Consider the following 17,526-nt stretch of genomic DNA (forward strand, 5'->3'; position numbering starts at 1 on the left):
GATAGCTCCGCTATCACGACGTTCCGGCGCCTTGCGATGCACCGCACCAGGCGCCGCACCCTGACCGACCCTGATCCACCAGACACCCCCTAGGCACCGTTCGCCCTGCGCGCCGTCCCGCCACGTGCCATTTCCCGCCACGACCGCCGTACGACGCCCAGCCCGTGCCGACGTCCATGCCCCGTGTCCGCCCGGCCGCCTCGACCCGGGCGTCGTCGGCCGTCAGGCGCCTCGCTGGACCGGACCGATCACCGTGCCCGCGCCGACGGTCAGCGGTCCGTACGCCGTGGACTCACCCGGGATCACCCCTCTGGGGGCTCCCAGCGTGAAACCCGCCGCGTCGGCGGGAGCACCGCCGGCGCTGTTGGGGACCTGGATGTCGAAGTGGACCGGGTGGCCCGGGCCGAAGGTCACCACCGTGTTCTGCGAGCCGTACCGGCCCGCTGTGACTCCGTCCGGGGCGCCGTGGTGGTAGAACCGCACGTCGCCCGGGGAGCCGGCCAGCTTGCACGGCGCGTAGCCGCGCGCGGCGGTCAGGGTGACACGGTAGTGGCGGTGCCCGGCGGAGGCCGGTGCGGCAACGATCTTCGCGGTGTGATTCGCCGGGCGGCATGCGGAGGGCGCCTCGCTGCCCGCCCCGGCCGTCGATGACGATGCCTGTGCCACTCCCCCGCCCACCGCGACGGCCAGCACGGCGGCGCCGGCCGTGGCGATTGCTGCGGTGACGGCGGACTTCCGGACGATACGCATCGCGTACTCCCCTGCTGTTCTGCGGCCCACACAGGTGGTTCCGCTGGATCGACGGTCAAGCCCATCCCTCCCCGTCGACCGCGGGGACCAATGTCATGAAACCGTCACAATGGCGGCCCCTCGCATGCCTCCCCGGGCAGCGCCACGCCGATCCGACGGCCGCCGGGCCGCGCATCCCGTGCGGTAGCGCACGCCGCGCGACGCACATCCGACCGGCCACACGACAGATCAGATCGGACGACGGTCGAGTACTCCGGCATGCCCATGCCCCCCGCTCACCCGCGTGGCTCGGCGCCGCTCAACTCCCCTTGCTCAGGCGGCGGGAGCTCACCCGCGCGCGACGACCACGCGCTCACTCGGCCACCGTGTCACCGTGGCGGTGGGACACTCTCCACTCGCCTTCCTCCCGGCGGTACACCTGGGTGGCGCGCAGTGTGTAGGTGCGCGGCTCTCCGTCGACGGAGATGGAGGTGTGCTCAAAGCCTGCCGTATAGGCCATGTCCCCCACGACGTCGTACGACGTCAGCTCGAAGGCGTACGACGTGCAGTCCGAGAAGCTCGCGGCGAGCGCGGTGAAGAGCTCGGTGATCCCCTGCTGACCCTGGACGTTGCGCCACGCCCCCAGGACGCTCACGGGCTCATTGCGCGACCAGAGCGCCCGGCGGGGACCCGCGTCGCCGTTGTGCAGCGCCAGCTCCGCCTCGTACAGATCGTTCCTGACCCACCTCAGGAAATCGTCGCCATCGGTCATGTCTTCATCATGCGCCCGCCGATTTGGGGACGCACACCCACCGGCATGCGGGTGCCGCTCACGCCATGCACACCCACCGGCATGCGGGTGCCGCTCACGCCATGCGCACGACCACCGCCACCTCGGGGGCCCGACGGCCGGCGGCGCGGCGGGCCTCGCCCGCGGTGGCACCCGTGGCCAGGACGCGGCCCTCGCCCACCGCGAACCAGGTGCCCTCCGCAAGGCCCTCCGGCACCGGTACGGCGAGCGCGGCCGTCAACTGCGGTGCCGGGGAGGCACCTTGGCGGCTCGGCAGGACCCGTACGGCGGTGCCCGCACGCCAGTCGACCGTGCTGCGTTCGCCTCCGTACCGTCGTACCCACACCAGGTGTTGCGCCACGATCAGCGGGCCGAGCACGGTCAGCAGGGGGAAACCCGCGGTCAGGGCGCCGAGCGCGAACAGCAGACTGACGACTCCCGTGACCGCGACACCGACACCCGCCGCGACGAACCCCGCGCGCCGCCCGAAGGCGCGGGTCGCGACCAGCGGGAAGAGGACGAGGAGCAGGAGGTCGCCGAGGCCGACGGCCACCGGGCTCGATCCTCCGGTCAGCGCGAACATGGGGGCGAAGGGGCGGCCCTGGACCTGGGTCACGAAGTCGAGGGTGACCCGTGTCAGGGTGGTCGCGATCAGGTCGTAACAGGTCAGGACGGCGGCGAACGCGGCCACGTGCACCGGGCGCATCCCGCTCTGGGCCCAGAGGTTGGCGACGCCCACCACGGCCACGGCGAGCAGTACGTCCGTGCAGACGCGTACGGCGACGGCGTGGCCGGTGAGCGCGACGGCCACGGCGAGGGCCGTGGCGCCGAGGGCGAGCAGCCAGGACCAGCGCCCCCCGCACAGAGGCGCGAGGGTGAACTGGGCAGCCAGGCACAGCACAAGGCCGAAGAGCGCGGAGACCGCGGCGCCCGGCATCGAGAGGTAGAGCAGCGGCGCCACGACCACGCCGACGCTGAGGACGGCGATGTCACCGGCGGCGTACACGCCCACCGGCGGTCTGGGCATCGGGACGCGCGCGAAGTAGCCGGCCGCGGCCGCGATCATCGCGGCGGCGCAGGCACTGAGCGCGACGAGGGCGAGGGGGTTCATACGCCGCTCCCGGTACGGGTGTTGGCCGCGCGGGCCGATTCGAAGGTGTGCTCACGCAGGTCGGCGCGGACCGGTGCGGTGGGTGGCAGGTCGGCGCGGTCGTCGTGCAGGACGATGCCGGCCAGCGCAAGCCCGGCGGCCGTGGCGCGGTCCTCAAGCCGGCCGAGCAGCGCGGCGGCGGGCAGCGTACGCACCAGCAGGTGCAGGTGGACGCCGGAGCCCGCATCCTCGGTGAGGGTGTACCGGGCGGGCAGCGGGACGTCCGGTTCCGCCTCGATCAGGTCGAGCAGGGACCGGGTGGGCAGTTCGGCGCTGAGCGGCCCGGTCCAGCGCCCCAGCACGGCGGAGGTGGCGGGCATATGGGCCAGTTCGCATGCCGGGGCCGTGTCCGGCAGCCGCACGAGGTCCCCGGTGGCGTAGCGCAGCAGCAGGGTGCACTCGCGATAGGGCACATACGGGGTGTGCACGATCATGCCCGTCGCGCCCTGCGGTGTCGGCTCCCAGGTGAGGGGGTCAAGCACCTCCAGGTGCCCGAACTCGCTGGTGTGGTGCAGGTGTCCGGCCGCGCACGGGGTGGCGCCGGACGGCAGGGTCTCGGTCATCAGGTAGGACGTCGACACGGGCGCGCCGAAGACGGCTTCGGCTCGCTCGGCCAGGGGCGCGGACAGCACTTCACCGCCGACGCCGATGCTTTCCAGGCCGAAGTCGGCGGGCCGCCAGCCGCCGCGTTCGGCGAGTTCCACCAGGGCGGCGAGGTAGGAGGCCGAGGCCGTGAGGTGGGTGATCCCCGGGGACTTGCCGGGCAGTCCGAGCGGTGCGGCGAGGCGGTCCAGGGCGACGGCCGGGTCCACCGTGCCGAACTGGACGAAGGACGCGCCGACCCGCGTCGCCGACTCGGCCGCGTTGAGCAGCGGAAGGGTGGCTCGCGAGCAGCCGGCGTAGGCGAGGGTGTGGCGTGGTCTCAGGCCGAGGCCGAGAGCCGCCGAGATGGTGCTCAGCGCAATGGTGGTGTCGAGTTCGGCACGTGAGTACCAGACGGCGGTGGGTGTGCCACTGGTGCCGGTGGTCAGGGCCATGAGGGCGGGCACGGCCGCGGACGAGACGAACGCGGTGGGCATGGAGCGCAGCGCCTTCTTGGGAGTGACCGGCACCCGGGCGAAATTGTCCGCGTCCAACTCGTCCGGTTCCAGGGCGAGTTCGTCGAACACCTGGCGGTAGTACGCGGTGTGACGGACGGCGGCGCGGGTGGTGGCGCGCAGGCTGCGGCGGGTGACGGTGCGGCGCACCTCGGGGTCGATCTGGGCGGCCTGGCCGGACTGGCCTGGCAGCAGCGCCGAGTCGGCGCCGGGTTCGCCGAACTCGGCGAGGGTGGCGACCAGGTCGCGGGCGATCCGCTCCAGGTCCTGCGGGCGGATCCGCCGGTTGCGCAGGATCGCCATGCCGTAACGGAGTTGACTCAGGGCGGTGCCGAACAAGAAAGCCTCCTGGCCTGGACCGGACAGTGTGTCGCCCGGCCCGGGCCGGGGCCGGATCAGGTCAGGCCATGTGCGCGAACATCGCGGCGGTGAGCGTGCTCAGTGCGTACTTGAGGTAGTGCTTGACCATGTCGGTTCCTCCCTCGTCGGGCGGCGGCTCGGTGGCGGCCACGTCTCGCGGTGCTGAGCTTCCGGCCGGATCGGCCGGAGCAGCGGCAGTCTAGGGACGGTGGGGTGAGCTTCACCAGATGTGGTGGCCACCAACTATTCACGACTTTCGCGCATGTGCCTCACACCCATGAGAGCGGCAGGAGGTCGCTTGTGACATCTTTGTGGCCGGAATTATGGCCTCCGCCACATGTGCCCGGCCCACTTCCTGATGGGGTGACCCCATGCGACAACGTACTTGCCTCCTGGCCGCCCTCGCGGCGGCCGCCCTCCTGCTCACGGCCTGCGGTACGGAGCACGCAGGCGCGGGGAGCCCGGGCGCGTCCGCGGGGCCGTCACGCAACGGGGTCGAAGATCCGGGCAAGGACGGCGTCCGGATCACTTCGCTCACCCTGCCCCCGGGCCCCGCGTCGCCGAGCCGCAGCGCTTCGGCCTCCGTCGATGATCCGGCCGGCCACGCGGGGATCTCCGTCGACGATCCCAGCAAGGATTCCGGGATCGTCGCCTTCTTCGAGATCACCAACAAGGGCGCGCAGAGCCTGACTTACTCGGTCGTCGTCACCTTCATGAGCGGCGACGGCGGAGCGATGGCACAACAGACCGCGACCGTGCGTGATGTCGGGCCCGGGAAGACGGTACGCGGCTCGGTCCGGGCCGGCCACCTGCCGCCCTCGACGCCGCGGGTGACACGGGCCAAGGTCCTCGAAGTGACCAAGGTGCCCGCCGGTGAGGCCCCGGCGGCGCCGGGCACGTGCCCGGCCTCGGGGATCCGCGTCAGCGCCGACGAGGGCAACGCGGCCATGGGGCTGCGCGTGGTCGGCCTGCACCTCGACAACTGCGGGACGCGCGACTACAGCGTCGAGGGCTACCCGCTCCTGGAGCTCATGGACAGCGACTTCAACGCCGTTCACGGCATCACCATCCGCCACGGCGGCGGGGTCACCACCGAGGCCGGACCGGACGAACAACCCCGGCCCGTCACGCTCAAGCCCGGCGAGTCGGCGATCGCCGCCCTGGTGTGGCGCAACACCACGCTGTCCGGCACAGCGGTGAACGTGCCCCATGTCAGGGTCCGCGCGAAGGCCGGCGCCGAGCCGGTCACGGTGACTCCCCACCTGGACCTCGGCACCACAGGAGAGCTGGGCGTCAAGCCGTGGACCAGGGCGAAGGCGACGGGCGCCCGCGAGTGAGGTCGCGTGGGCTCCGGGCCCCCGGCAGGGGGTTCAGTGGCTCCGTCGACGCCCGTGGCGGGGGCTCGCCGTGTGGTCGAAGGCGAAGGCGAGGATGACGGCCATGATGAGCGGCGGAAGCGAAAGCATTACGAACGTCATGGCGGTCGTGTGCCCGGTGCACCAGGGTTGATGTACCCCCGTTGGGGGGACTGCTCCTCGCACATCCGGAGCGGGGAAGCGAGTTCGAGTGGGGAGTGCGTCGGCGGCCCCCGTCGGCGCCGAGCACGGTCCGTAGCGGGTCGTACTCACCGAGACATCACCCGGGTGGCCCAATTCGACTCGAAGAACCCCGCCGGGGCCTGGGGCGGGTGTCGCCCGTTTCGGCGGGGAGTTGCGGTAGCTGACGCGGGCGGGTTGTGGCGGGGTTGGAGGGAGGAATGCGGCACCACATCCGGACGCCGCCTCTTCCCCCACACGTCAGGAGTGATCCGCATGAGCACTGGTGACATGTTCAACCGCCCCGAGGGGCTCAAGGGCCTGGTGGCCTACGACCCGGAGGGAGAGAAGATCGGCGGTGTCGAACAGGTCTACCTCGACGACGCCTCGGGCCGCCCGGAATGGGTGACGGTCAAGACGGGGCTCTTCGGCACCAAGGAGTCCTTCGTGCCGCTGGCGGGAGCCCGCCACGACGGCGAGGCCCTGCACGTCGCCTACGCGAAGAGCATGGTGAAGGACGCCCCGCGTCTGGACGCCGAGGAGCACCTGGACGCCGAGTCGGAGCGCGAGCTGTACCGGCACTACGGCGTCGACGGCCACAACACCCGCACGCCGGGCCCGGGTGGGGCCGCGGGAAGCGTCGACGTACCCGGCAACGCGACCGGAACCGACGTCCACGGCCGGTACGCCAAGGACGAGGACTCCATCGTCCGCTCCGAGGAGCGGCTGCGGGTCGGCACCGAGAACGAGCAGGTGGGCCGGGCACGGCTGCGCAAGGTCGTCGTCACGGAGAACGTGTCAACGACCGTCCCGGTCAGCCACGAGGAGGTCCGCGTCGTACGCGAGCCGATCCGTGAGGGCGACCGGACGCGTGCCGACATCGGCGAGGCGGAGACCGAGGTGACGCTGCACGCCGAGCGGCCCGTGGTGCGCAAGGAAGCCGTTCCGGTCGAGCGGGTGCGCCTGGAGACGGAGAAGGTCACCGAGGAGCGCGAGGTGAGCGACACCGTCCGCAAGGAGCAGATCCAGTACGACGACGCGACCGGCAAGGACGAGCGTCGGCGCGGCGAGGGCAACCGCGGCGAGCGCGGACGCCGCTGACCCCGCGCGGCTGCTCATGGTGACCGCCCGTCGCCCCCGATGAGTCGGGGGCGACGGGCGGTCATGCGATCCGGACGAGGAACGTCCGCCACGGGCCCACCCACTGCGGCGCCCGTGCGCTGGGAGGGCGGCGCGGCGGCCAGGTCCGACGACGCCCCGTTCTGCCCCTTCCCTCCCGCCGGCTCAGCCGGTCGATTCGTGGGGCACGGGGTGGCCGGGCCGCTTGCTGCCGGAGTGGGGGGCGCCCCTGCGGCCGGTGCCCGCCTCGTCGGTGTCCGGCACCTCGCGGTCGGGCCGGTCGCCGTGCGTACCTTCATCGGGGTGGTCCGCGGCGTCCCAGCGGTCGCCTTCGCCGCCGGCCTGCTGGTCCGGCAGATCACGGGGTATGGGCTCGGGTACGGGCGCTCCGGCGTCTCCCGGCCCCTCGGGCCTGCGGTCGTTCACGGTGGGTGCTCGCTCTCGGTCGGCGTCTCGTGATGGCAAGTCGTAATGGCATCTTGTGATGGCAAGTCGTGATGGCATCTCGTGCCGCAACGCGTACCCAGGTCGGCACCACTGATTCGGACGGGCGCCACTGCCCGTCCCCCGCGCTGCGGCGAGGGGCGCTGCTACGAGTGCACGGGGCCGGGGCCCGCGGCGCCGGGGTGGCCCGATCGCAGAGCTGCGGCCGCCTCGTCCAGCAGGGCCCAGCCGTCGACCTCGACGTTCCGCTTGTCGCCCGGTTGCCACCCGCGGGCCACGGCCACGTCGAGCAGGGCCCGGACGGCGCCCGGCTCGTGCAGGTTCAGCGCACTGCCCCGGACGTACCCCACATCACCCGAACCCAGGGGGAAGCCGCCCGGCACGAACCGGCCCGGGCCCTGCGCGAACACGATGCGCAACGAGCCCGCGGCGCCGGCCGGCTGTGGCATCAGCGCGAGCGTTTCCCGGCAGACCCTGGGCCCGTCGCTGTCCGGTACGCGATGGCTGTGGCGCACACTCCACCAGTACACGCGGCCGTCAACGACCAGGCGACGGAGCTTCTTTGGGTGGCGGGGCACGGGTGCGAGCGTACGCCGCTCGAACGACGAATCGGCATCTCGCACCACAGGGGCTCATCTTCACCGCGTTCGTCGGACCGCGCCCCTACCGATCCTCTACGGTACGAACACGCCGTTGCTCATCGCGGTCCGTATGGAGGAGGAATCCTGTGCTGTCTCGCTACGGCCCCCAGAACGCTCCCGCCGGCGACGTGGGTACGGCGCTGATGATGATCGACTCCCGGCTCAAGGGCATCCACAGCGGCACCTCCGGGTCCGACCCTCAACAGCAGGCGCTGACCCGCCAGTTCACGGAGTCGTTGAGCTCGAAGGCCATCGACGACGTCCTCGACGGCACCTGCACCCTGATCTACATGTTCATGACGTGGCTGCGGCAGGCCCACGAGGAGCACGACAAGGACGTCATCGAGTACGTCGTGCCGAACCTCGTGGCCTCGATGCGCATGATGCCCAAGAGCATCCGCCCCGAAGCCATCCCCACCATGGCCGGTCTGGTCATCGCGGCGGGCACCGAGCTGAGTCCCAATCTGTGGCGCAAGCAGTACGGAGACTGGACGGACGCGGAAATGACTCCCCTGGAAGCCACCGCCTTCCTCCTAGCGGAGCACATCAACCGCATCACCGACGACCCCGACTTCGCCACCCGCCTCATCGCCGAAGCTCTGCCCTCTTCGGACGACGACCCGGACCTGGCCGACGAGTACGACGACGACTTCGACTCCTGAGGCGCCCCAACTGAGGCCCTGTGGCGTCGATCTGACGAGGCAACAGGCCAAGGCAGCGTGGCGGCCGTTGGGGCCCAGGCCGTCTTGCCTGCCCCAACCACCGCTGCCGGGCGCGGAATTCGCCCGCTACTCCTCATCCGCCCCCTCCTGGGCGGCCCGGTTGGCACGGTCGATCTCGGCCATGTGCTCCTCCGCCCAGCTCCTCAGCCCCGCGAGCACCGCGTCCAAGGAGCGCCCGAGTCCGGTGAGCCGGTAGAAGACCCGTGGCGGCACGGCCGGTTCGACCCGGCGCGCCACCAGACCGTCGCGGACCAGGCTTCGCAGCGTCACCGACAGCATCTTCTGCGAGACGCCGGGCATCCGACGCTTCAACTCCGCGAAGCGCACCTCGTCCGGTGCGGCGTCGGCGAGCGTCTTCACGGCCATCGACGTCCACTTCGTACCGATGCGGTCCAGCAACTGCCGCGTCGGGCACTGGGGATCGAACAGATCGCCGCGTACCCCGCGATCGGCGGCCCGGGCTCCTCGGGTGGTCACCTGTGGCTCACCACCTTCCTTGAAAGTGCCGTCTGGTAAGCGATCGGGCAGTTACCTATCGTTCCCTGGTCACCCATGGTAACCAGCCGGAAGGCCGTCATGCCCGTCACCACCGCGCTCCACCTGCGCCGCATCGCCACGAACGGCGTCGATCTCCACGTCGCGATCGCCGGGGACGGTCCCGCGGTCCTCCTGCTGCACGGTTTTCCGCACACCTGGGAACTCTGGCGCGACATCATGGGCCGGCTGGCCGGACAGTACCGGGTCATCGCCCCGGACCTTCGAGGCTTCGGTGCCAGCACACGGGCCGTCGAGGGGTACGACGCGGGCACCCTCGCTGCCGATGCCGAAGGGCTGCTCGACGCGCTCGGTGAACCCTCCGCCGCGGTGGTCGGCATCGACGCGGGCGTCGCACCCGCGGTCCTGCTCGGGCTGCGCCAACCGCACCGCGTCCGGCGCCTGGTCGTGATGGAGGCGCTGCTCGGCCGCCTGCCCGGCGCGGAGGACGTCCTCGTGGGCGGCGCCCCGTGGTGGTTCGGTTTCCACGCCGTCCCCGGCCTCGCCGAGAACGTTCTGCACGGCAACGAGGCCGCCTACATCGACTGGTTCCTCGACTCGGGGACGCTCGGGCGTGGCGTGCCCGACGCCATCCGCGCGGCCTTCGTGCACGCGTACACCGGGAGCGAGGCCCTGCGCTGCGCCTTCTCGTACTACCGGGCCCTGCCCACCAGCGCGCGCCAGTTCCAGGACGCCGTCGCGACGGCTCGGCTGACCATGCCCACCATGGCCGTCGGATCGCACCCCGTCGGCACGGGGCTCGAAGGCCAACTCCGGCTCATCGCCCATGACTTGGTTGGTCACCGGATCCAGGACTGCGGCCACATCATCCCGCTCGACCGCCCCGACGCGCTGTTCGCGCTCCTCGCTCCTTTCCTCGCCGCCGATCCGCGGAACTGACCGGAGCGGGGCCCAAGAAGCGCCCGGCATAGGGAAACCCCTCTCACTTCGCGCAGTGCCTGGCCGACGGGTTCGGGACTGCGGACACTCATGCGTCGGCGCGGCTCCACCCACGAGCAGCGTCGTCCGCACACCCGCACGTGTCCGCCGCCTTCCTCGACCGCCCTGTGCGCCACCGGCGGCCGCCCCCGTGCACGAAGCGAAAGGAACCCCCACCCCCATGGAGATACGAAGAGCCGGGAGACTCCTGACGGTCGCGCTGGCCTGCGTGTCCGCGTCCGCCATCGCGCTGCCCGCCGCCACGGCGGCCCCGGCCCCGCCCCCGCACCCCGCGCCCGTCGGCGCCGGCGCCTTCGCCGCGGCTCCCTACACGGCCGACCCGTCACCCGACGTCCGCAGCCACGTCGTGGACGCCGCGCAGAAGGCACTGGCCGCCCACGCCGGCGCCGCCCACACCGCGGACGGTGACGCCTTCTCGGTCCGCAATCTGGTGGTCGACCGGGACGGTTCCGCATCCGTCCGCTTCGACCGCACATACAAGGGCCTTCCCACCTACGGCGGCGACGTCGTCGTGCACCTGAACAAGGACGGCGCGTACCAGTCGCTCGCCACGGGATCCGGGACCTCCGGGTCGGTCTCCACCGAGCCCCAACTGGCCGCCTCCAGTGCCGCGGAGACGTCGAGGGCCGCGTTCCGGGGCCACGTCGACTCGGTCTCCGCCTCGCACCTGGCGGTGCAGATGGCGGGCTCCGACGCCACCCTGGTCTGGGAGACCGTCGTCAGCGGCGTACGCGCGGACCGGACACCGAGCCGCCTGCACGTTCTGGTGGACGCCCGTACCGGCAAGGTCGTACGGACCAATGACGAGGTGAGTACGTTCGCGGCCGAGGGGGCCGCGAACGCCGACGCCTCGAAGGTCGGTGCGGCGGCGCGATCCGCCGCCGCACCGACGGTCGCCGGCACCGGACAGTCGATCTACAGCGGCCGGGTCGCCCTCGACGTCACCCAGAGCGGCAGCGGCTACTCCATGCAGGACCCGTCGCACGGCAACGGGTACACGACCAACCTCAACCACGCCACCAGCGGCACCGGTTCGGTGTTCACCAGCTCGACCGGCACCTTCGGCACCGGTTCCACCAGCGACCCCGCCTCGGCCGGCGCCGACGCGCACTACGGCGCGGCGAAGACGTTCGACTACTACAAGAACGTCCAGGGCCGCAACGGCATCTTCGGTGACGGCCGCGGCGTGCCGTCGCGGACGCACTACGGCAACGCCTATGTGAACGCCTTCTGGGACGGCACCCAGATGACCTACGGCGACGGGCAGAGCAACGCGCGCCCGCTGGTCGAACTCGACGTCGCGGGCCACGAGATGAGCCATGGCGTGAGCGGCGCCCTCACCGGCTGGGACGAGACCGGCGAGACCGGCGGCATGAACGAGGGCACCAGCGACATCTTCGGCACGATGGTCGAGTTCTACGCCAACAACCCGGTGGACACGCCCGACTACACCATGGGTGAGCTCATCAACATCAACGGCGACAACAAGCCGCTGCGTTACATGTACAACCCGTCCCTCGACGGGTCGTCGCCCAACTGCTGGAACAGCAGCAACGGCGGTCTCGACCCGCACTACTCGATGGGCCCGCTGAACCACTGGTTCTTCCTCGCGGCCGTCGGCAGCGGGGACCACGGTTACGGCAACAGCCCCACCTGCAACAGCTCCACGGTCACCGGAATCGGCAACGACAAGGCCGCCAAGATCTGGTACAAGGCCCTCGCCTCGTACGCCAACAGCAGCGAGAACTATCACCAGGCACGCACCGACTCGCTGAAGGCCGCCGCCGATCTGTACGGCGCGCACTGCACCGAGTACAACACCATCGACGCCGCCTGGGCGGCGGTCAGCGTCACCGGCGCCGACCCGGTCCCCGGCAGTTGCAACAGCCAGCCCGGTTCGCCCTCGGTGACCAACCCGGGCAATCAGAGCGGCACGGTGGGCACGGCCGCGTCCCTGCAGATCCAGGCGAGCGACCCCGGCGGTGAAACGCTCACCTACAGTGCGACCGGCCTGCCCGCCGGGCTGTCCATCAACTCCTCCACCGGCCTCATCACCGGCACTCCGACCACTGCCGGCACCTCGTCCGTGACCGTCACGGCGAAGAACACCGACAACGCCACCGGCACGGCGTCCTTCACCTGGACCGTCAGCGGCGGCGGCACCCCGCCGCAGGGCTGTGACAACCTGCCCGCCTGGAGCGCGTCCACCAGTTACGCGCCGGGCGACCAGGTCGCGTACAACGGCCACACGTGGTCGTCGCAGTGGTACTCGACCGGCGCCGAACCGGGCGCGCCCGGCTCCTGGGCCGTCTGGAAGGACGCCGGCGCGTGCTGAGCGTTCCTGAGTGACACAACTTCCGTACCCGACCGGGCCGTTGGTCTTTCGACCGGCGGCCCGGCCGTGTGCGCCGACGACGTGCGCCCGATCCCCGATTGGTCTTGACCTTTCACGGAACGCGGTCCTAGATTCGGCGCGGCACCATGAAGGGCAGGTTCATGATTGATGTCCGGGTCATGAACACAGCTGTGTCCGGAAGGGCTTGCGATGACCGAGCCGACCACCCTGCCGGAAGGCGTCCGGCCACTCTCGGTGGAGCGTGGCGCGGTCCGTGACGCCGTACGGGCCCATGTGTCACGCGGCGGCGGTGTTCTCCTCACCGGCCCGGAGGGCATCGGCAGGTCCACGCTGGCACACCAGGTGATCGCGGATCTGAGCGGCCGCGGCCACCGCGTCCTGCGCTGTTCGCCCTCGCCCGCCGAGACGGACGCCCCCTTCCTCGGACTCATCGACCTGCTGTCCGACGTCACCGATGACAGCCTCGCGGCGCTGGCCGCCCACGAGAGAGCCGTACTCGACGACACCCTGTTGCGCAGCGCACCGGCGCCGCGGGCGGGCCGGGCCGCGGCATCCGGGCCGGTGGCCGGGCGTGACGCGCTCGTCCTGCGGATCGCCGTGCGCAAGGTCCTCGCCCTGCTGTGCGGTGCCGGTCCGCTGCTGCTGGCCGTGGACGACGTCCAGTGGCTCGACCGGCCGACGGCGGACATCCTCACGTACTGCGCACGGCATGCCGGCCCGGGCCTGTCCGTGCTGGTCACCCTGCGGCCGGGACAAGCGCCCGCGTCCTCCCCCGCAGGCCCGGACTACACCGGCGGCGCGATGGACCTGTGTCCGCGACCCGTCCGCCGGATCCAGGTCCCGCCCATGACCGTCCATGAGATCGCCGACATGCTGGAGTGGCACGACCACCCCTGCTGGCCCCGCCCTCTCGTCGCCCGTCTTCACCGGGCGAGCGGCGGCAACCCCCGCACGGCGCTGGTGCTCAGCTCCGCCCTCGACGAGCGCGTGCGGACCGAAGGCGTCCACGGCGTGCACGGTGTCGACGGCGCGGCGTTGCCCGACCCCGCCGAACCGCTCCCGGTCCCGCACTCCCTTCGCGGCCCGATCCTCGACCGGGTCGGTGCCCTGCCGGTCCGCGCCCGCACCACACTCATCGTCGCGGCCGCCGCGGTGCGGCCCACGGTGGGGCTTCTGCGGCGCGCGGGCCGCCGACATGTGGGGGCCGATCTCGACCTCTGTGTACGCCATGGCCTCCTTCGTGTCCTTTCCGCGTCGGACCACGGGGCCATCCGGTTCATGGATCCGCTGACCCCGATGGTGCTCCGGGCCGAGACCCCGTACGAGCGGCTGGTGGACGCGCACCGAGCGCTGGCCGAGGCGTCCGACGACGCGGTCGAGCGCGCGCACCACGTGGCGCGGCTCGCGGCGGGCCCCGACCCGGTCGTGGCGGCGGGGCTCTCCGACGCTGCCGCCGCGGCACGGCGCCGGGGCGCGCCCAAGACGGCGGCGAGACTGGGCCGCATGGCCGCCGAGTACACGCCCGCCGGGCACACACATGCCGACATCGACCGGCGGCTCACCGCCGCCGAGGACGGCATCGAGGCCGGAGACCTCGACTTCGCGCGGCAGCTCGCGCACGAGGTACTGGGCGACGCCGAGCGGCCGGCCGACCGTGTACGGGCCTGGAACGTGATCATCGACTCCTGCGGCCAGGCCATGGCCGAGATCGCGGACGTCTTCCCGGAGGCTGTACGCGACGCCGCGGGCGATCCCGAACTCCTGGCCCAGCTGCACTACCGGATGAGCTGGCGCGCATGGATGGTGGGCGGCTCCGCGGCACGCGCCCACGGCCATGCCGTCCGGGCCGCGGGGCTCGCCGCGCGGACCGGGGACCGGCGCACCGAACTCATGGCGCTGACCCAGCAGGCCGCCCTGGAACTCTTCCTGGGGCGTCCGGGGTCCGAGGCGACTCTGGCGGCCGCCCTCGCCGCTCCGCACGACGTGTACGCCATGGCGCACCACAACGGGCCCCTCTACCTCAAGTACCGCTTCCACCTGGTGCGCGACGAGCTGGACGAGGCCAGGGCCGAGCTGCGCACCCTGGTGTACCGGCTGCGGCAACGCGGTTCGGCGGACAGCCTGAGCCAGTGCCTGATCGGTCTTGCGCAGGTCGAGATCCATCGCGGACGCTGCCAAGCCGGCCTGACCATCGCGCGGCAGAGTCTGCGCATCACGCAGGAGGCGGGCCTGAGCCAGGGGCCCGCCTGGTACGCGGTGGCGCTCGCCGAGACCGCCGGTGGCAGCCTGAGCCAGGCGATCACCGCGGCCGAAGCGGCCAGACGCCACAGCGAGGACGACAACGACCGGCTCTTCCTGCCCCGGGCCCTGCACGCCGAGGGAAGGATCAGGCTGTTCCTCGGTCAGAGCGAGCAGGCCGCCGAACTCCTGGCGCGCACAGGCGAGTTGGAGACGGCGCAGGGCCAGCGGGACCCGGCGACCCGGCGGTGGCACGCCGATCTCGCGGAGGCCCTGGCCGCCGTCGGCGCACTCGACGAAGCGAAGTCCGTCATCGCGGTGGCCCGCCACCAGGCCGAGCGGCTTGCCCGGCCGAGCGTCCTTGCCCTGCTGGACCGCGCGGCGGCGGCGGTCGCGACCGAGCGAGGCGAACCCGCCCGCGCCGCACGTCTCCTGGAGGGCGCCGCCACCCGGCTGCGGGCCGCCGGGTACCCCTTGGAGGAGGCCAGGACCAGGGTGGCACTGGGCCGGGCCGGGCGCCTCATCGGGGACGAGAGCGCCGCCCGCGCGGCGTTCGCGGCCGCATGTCGCGTCTACACCAAGGCCGATGCCCGCCCCTTGGCCGCCATGGCGCGTGCCGAACGCGACCGCGCGCAGGACGGCCCCGCCGCCGCCCGCCTGCCCGAGAGCGGCTCCTGGTCGGAACACCTCACATCGACCGAGCGCAGCGTCGTCGCCCGGGTCGCCCAGGGCGCCACCAACCGCGAGATCGCGGCCGGTCTCGTCGTGAGCGTGAAGACGGTGGAAGCGGCCCTCACCCGCGCCTATCGCAAGCTGGGCGCGAAGTCGCGCGTGGACGTCGCCCGCATGGTGATGACGCGGCCCACGGCTTAGGGGGTGTCTGGTGGATCAGGGTCGGTCAGGGTGCGGCGCCTGGTGCGGTGCATCGCAAGGCGTCGGAACGTCGTGATAGCGGAGCTATCGGGGCGTTTCGGCAACGCCGCGAGGTGCCGTGCCAGGCGCCGCACCCCCGGCCATGATCCACCAGACACCCCCTAGGGGCCATCCTGGGCCGCACTCCTTGCGGCGCGGGGCCGGGCGGGCCCGACCGCGCGGCCCCGCCATCGGCGGCCCGTCAGGCTCGGCAGTGCAGCATCTCCAGCGGCGGCTTCGCCAGGAGGTCCGCCCAGAAGTCCTCGCCGTATTCACGGATGCCGGCCTCGGAGATCTGCAAGGGGACCCACTGCAGTTCACTGAACCCCGCCGCGCGCAGGCAGTCCTCGTAGACCTCGCGGCGCGGCACCGTACCGAGAATGCTGATCGGCTCCGGGTCGAGGAGTGCGGTGACCCGCGCCCGTGGGCCCGCCTCGGCCTCCTCCCCCGTCGGCTCGCAGAGGAACCCGTAGCGGTCCAGGGACGGGCAGTCGAATTGGTAGTCGGGGCTTTGGGCGAACATGAAGAACGTTCCGCCGGGCACCAGGCTCCGGTGGATGTTGCGACACATCTGCTTCAACTCGGCAATGCTCTCCGCGTAGTTGAGGCACTGCACGCCCAGCGCGATGTCGAAGTCCTGGTCGAAGGTGCGCAGTTCGGCCACGTCGCCGACCTCGTAGCGCACACCCAGCGGTTCACGCTCCTCGATCCCCCGGGCGGCGGCGATCATTTCGACGGAGATGTCGACCCCCACCACATCCGTGGCGCCGCGCCGCTTGAACTCCCTGCTGTAGAATCCGGTGCCGCACGCCAGGTCGAGGACCGACTTGCCGCTCACATCCCCGACCATGGCGAGGAAGCTCGGCACCTCCCCGTGCCGCGTCAGGGGAAGCGCCTTGAACCCCTCGAATGCCTCGCCGATCTTGTCGTACTGCTGCACGCTCACGTGCCGCTCCCTCGTGTACTTCTTCGTCCGGTACATGGCTGCGCCGGGCCCTTCGGATCCAGAGATCCGCGGGGCCCGGCCCGCGCCAGAATCCTCCTCCGCGCCGCCCGGCCCGCCGTACTGGCAGAACACACGAGAAGTCGCCCGGACGACCCTCGTATCAACCAACACCCTGTGTGGCGGTGTTGGTGGCCCACACACGGCGCGCGACGATGACACGACGGTGACGCGGCACGTCCCCCGGCGCCCATGGCCATCGCGGCGGCCGTGCCGTTACTGTGCGGCCATGGCGAATTTCGTACTGGTGGCAGGCGCACGGCTCGGAGCCTGGGCGTGGGACGAGGTGGTGCCGGAGCTGCGCGCGGCCGGCCACGGGGCTCATCCGTTGACGCTGTCGGGCCTTGCCGAGAAGCGGGATGTGCCCGCGGGGCAGCACACCCATGTCCAGGACATCGTGGGGGAGGTCGAGGGCAAGGACCTGCGCGACGTCGTCCTGGTGGGCCACAGTTACGCCGGCATTCCGGTCGGTCAGGCGGCCGTCGGGATCGGTGACCGCCTGACCCATCTGGTCCTCGTCGATGCCGAGGTCCCGGTCGACGGCGCGGCGTTCGTCTCCGCCTGGCCGGACGGCGGCGCGACGGTGACGGCGTCGATCGCCCAGAACGGCGGGTTCTGGCCCCTCGCGCCCGCCACCCACTATGACGGTCACGGTCTCACCGATGAGCAGATCGCCCGGATCGCGCGGGGCGCGACACCCCACCCCGGTGCCACGCTGACCGAACCCGCCGTGCTGACAAGGTCACTTGGGGAACTCCCGGCGACGTACATCCACTGCCTGCTCGCCGGAGCCGAACCGGGTGACGACGTGGCGGCCCAGTCGTCGGCCGGTCAGCACTGGCGGCTGGTCGAGATGGACACCGGGCACTGGCCGATGTTCTCCCAACCGCGCGAACTGGCGCGGCTCCTCCTCGGTACGGTGGAGGTGTGACGCTT

The 17,526-nt window shown here is 71.8% G+C and carries 15 protein-coding genes; 7 read left to right on the top strand and 8 right to left on the bottom strand.

What is annotated here, in order from left to right:
• Positions 1-222: 222 nt before the first annotated feature.
• From ACGFW5_RS23230 to ACGFW5_RS23245, 4 genes are all read right to left on the bottom strand, one after another.
• Entirely contained in the window at positions 223-750 is a 528-nt protein-coding gene (locus ACGFW5_RS23230; protein WP_393836204.1) for a DUF4232 domain-containing protein, read from the bottom strand.
• Positions 751-1,102: 352 nt separating this feature from the next.
• Entirely contained in the window at positions 1,103-1,501 is a 399-nt protein-coding gene (locus ACGFW5_RS23235) for a nuclear transport factor 2 family protein (protein ID WP_393836205.1), read from the bottom strand.
• Between the two features lie 94 nt (positions 1,502-1,595).
• Positions 1,596-2,630: a hypothetical protein gene (locus ACGFW5_RS23240; RefSeq protein WP_393836206.1), complete on the bottom strand. Its 1,035-nt coding sequence runs from the start codon at positions 2,628-2,630 to the stop codon at positions 1,596-1,598.
• Complete coding sequence (locus ACGFW5_RS23245) at positions 2,627-4,105, bottom strand: phenylacetate--CoA ligase family protein (RefSeq protein ID WP_393836207.1); 1,479 nt, start codon at positions 4,103-4,105, stop codon at positions 2,627-2,629. The genes ACGFW5_RS23240 and ACGFW5_RS23245 overlap by 4 nt, the downstream gene beginning before the upstream one ends.
• Before the next feature lie 392 nt (positions 4,106-4,497).
• Between ACGFW5_RS23245 and ACGFW5_RS23250 the strand changes: the two genes are divergently transcribed.
• Together ACGFW5_RS23250 and ACGFW5_RS23255 are read left to right on the top strand one after the other, a co-directional pair.
• The gene (locus tag ACGFW5_RS23250) at positions 4,498-5,463 is read left to right on the top strand and encodes a DUF4232 domain-containing protein (protein WP_393836208.1); all 966 of its coding nucleotides are present in this window, start codon (positions 4,498-4,500) and stop codon (positions 5,461-5,463) included.
• A 474-nt stretch (positions 5,464-5,937) separates the two neighbouring features.
• Positions 5,938-6,762 (top strand): DUF2382 domain-containing protein, encoded by an 825-nt coding sequence (locus ACGFW5_RS23255; RefSeq protein WP_393836209.1) that lies wholly within the window; start codon positions 5,938-5,940, stop codon positions 6,760-6,762.
• Between the two features lie 183 nt (positions 6,763-6,945).
• Here ACGFW5_RS23255 and ACGFW5_RS23260 read toward each other — a convergent pair whose 3' ends face one another.
• On the bottom strand, positions 6,946-7,206 hold the full coding sequence (locus ACGFW5_RS23260; RefSeq protein ID WP_393836210.1) for a hypothetical protein: 261 nt from the start codon (positions 7,204-7,206) through the stop codon (positions 6,946-6,948).
• 164 nt (positions 7,207-7,370) lie between these two features.
• Positions 7,371-7,802 carry a hypothetical protein gene (locus ACGFW5_RS23265; protein WP_393836211.1) on the bottom strand — a complete coding sequence of 144 codons (432 nt, stop codon included), beginning with the start codon at positions 7,800-7,802 and terminating at the stop codon, positions 7,371-7,373.
• Between the two features lie 149 nt (positions 7,803-7,951).
• Between ACGFW5_RS23265 and ACGFW5_RS23270 the strand changes: the two genes are divergently transcribed.
• Entirely contained in the window at positions 7,952-8,527 is a 576-nt protein-coding gene (locus tag ACGFW5_RS23270) for a hypothetical protein (protein ID WP_393836212.1), read from the top strand.
• A gap of 126 nt (positions 8,528-8,653) precedes the next feature.
• Here ACGFW5_RS23270 and ACGFW5_RS23275 read toward each other — a convergent pair whose 3' ends face one another.
• Entirely contained in the window at positions 8,654-9,064 is a 411-nt protein-coding gene (locus ACGFW5_RS23275; protein WP_393836213.1) for a winged helix-turn-helix transcriptional regulator, read from the bottom strand.
• A 99-nt stretch (positions 9,065-9,163) separates the two neighbouring features.
• On the opposite strand from ACGFW5_RS23275, the gene ACGFW5_RS23280 reads away from it, so the two are divergent.
• From ACGFW5_RS23280 to ACGFW5_RS23290, 3 genes are all read left to right on the top strand, one after another.
• Entirely contained in the window at positions 9,164-10,021 is an 858-nt protein-coding gene (locus ACGFW5_RS23280; protein WP_393836311.1) for an alpha/beta fold hydrolase, read from the top strand.
• A 220-nt stretch (positions 10,022-10,241) separates the two neighbouring features.
• On the top strand, positions 10,242-12,416 hold the full coding sequence (locus tag ACGFW5_RS23285) for a M4 family metallopeptidase (protein ID WP_393836214.1): 2,175 nt from the start codon (positions 10,242-10,244) through the stop codon (positions 12,414-12,416).
• A 210-nt stretch (positions 12,417-12,626) separates the two neighbouring features.
• Positions 12,627-15,548, top strand: a complete 2,922-nt coding sequence (locus tag ACGFW5_RS23290; RefSeq protein WP_393836215.1) for an AAA family ATPase — start codon at positions 12,627-12,629, stop codon at positions 15,546-15,548.
• Between the two features lie 241 nt (positions 15,549-15,789).
• Here the strand turns inward: ACGFW5_RS23290 and ACGFW5_RS23295 are convergent, their stop codons facing one another.
• A complete protein-coding gene (locus ACGFW5_RS23295; protein WP_393836216.1) occupies positions 15,790-16,533 on the bottom strand; it encodes a class I SAM-dependent methyltransferase in 744 nt (247 codons plus the stop codon).
• A 286-nt stretch (positions 16,534-16,819) separates the two neighbouring features.
• On the opposite strand from ACGFW5_RS23295, the gene ACGFW5_RS23300 reads away from it, so the two are divergent.
• Positions 16,820-17,521: an alpha/beta fold hydrolase gene (locus tag ACGFW5_RS23300; protein ID WP_393836217.1), complete on the top strand. Its 702-nt coding sequence runs from the start codon at positions 16,820-16,822 to the stop codon at positions 17,519-17,521.
• Positions 17,522-17,526: the final 5 nt, after the last annotated feature.

It is taken from the genome of Streptomyces sp. NPDC048416, assembly GCF_043200435.1.
Taxonomy (GTDB): Bacteria; Actinomycetota; Actinomycetes; order Streptomycetales; family Streptomycetaceae; genus Streptomyces.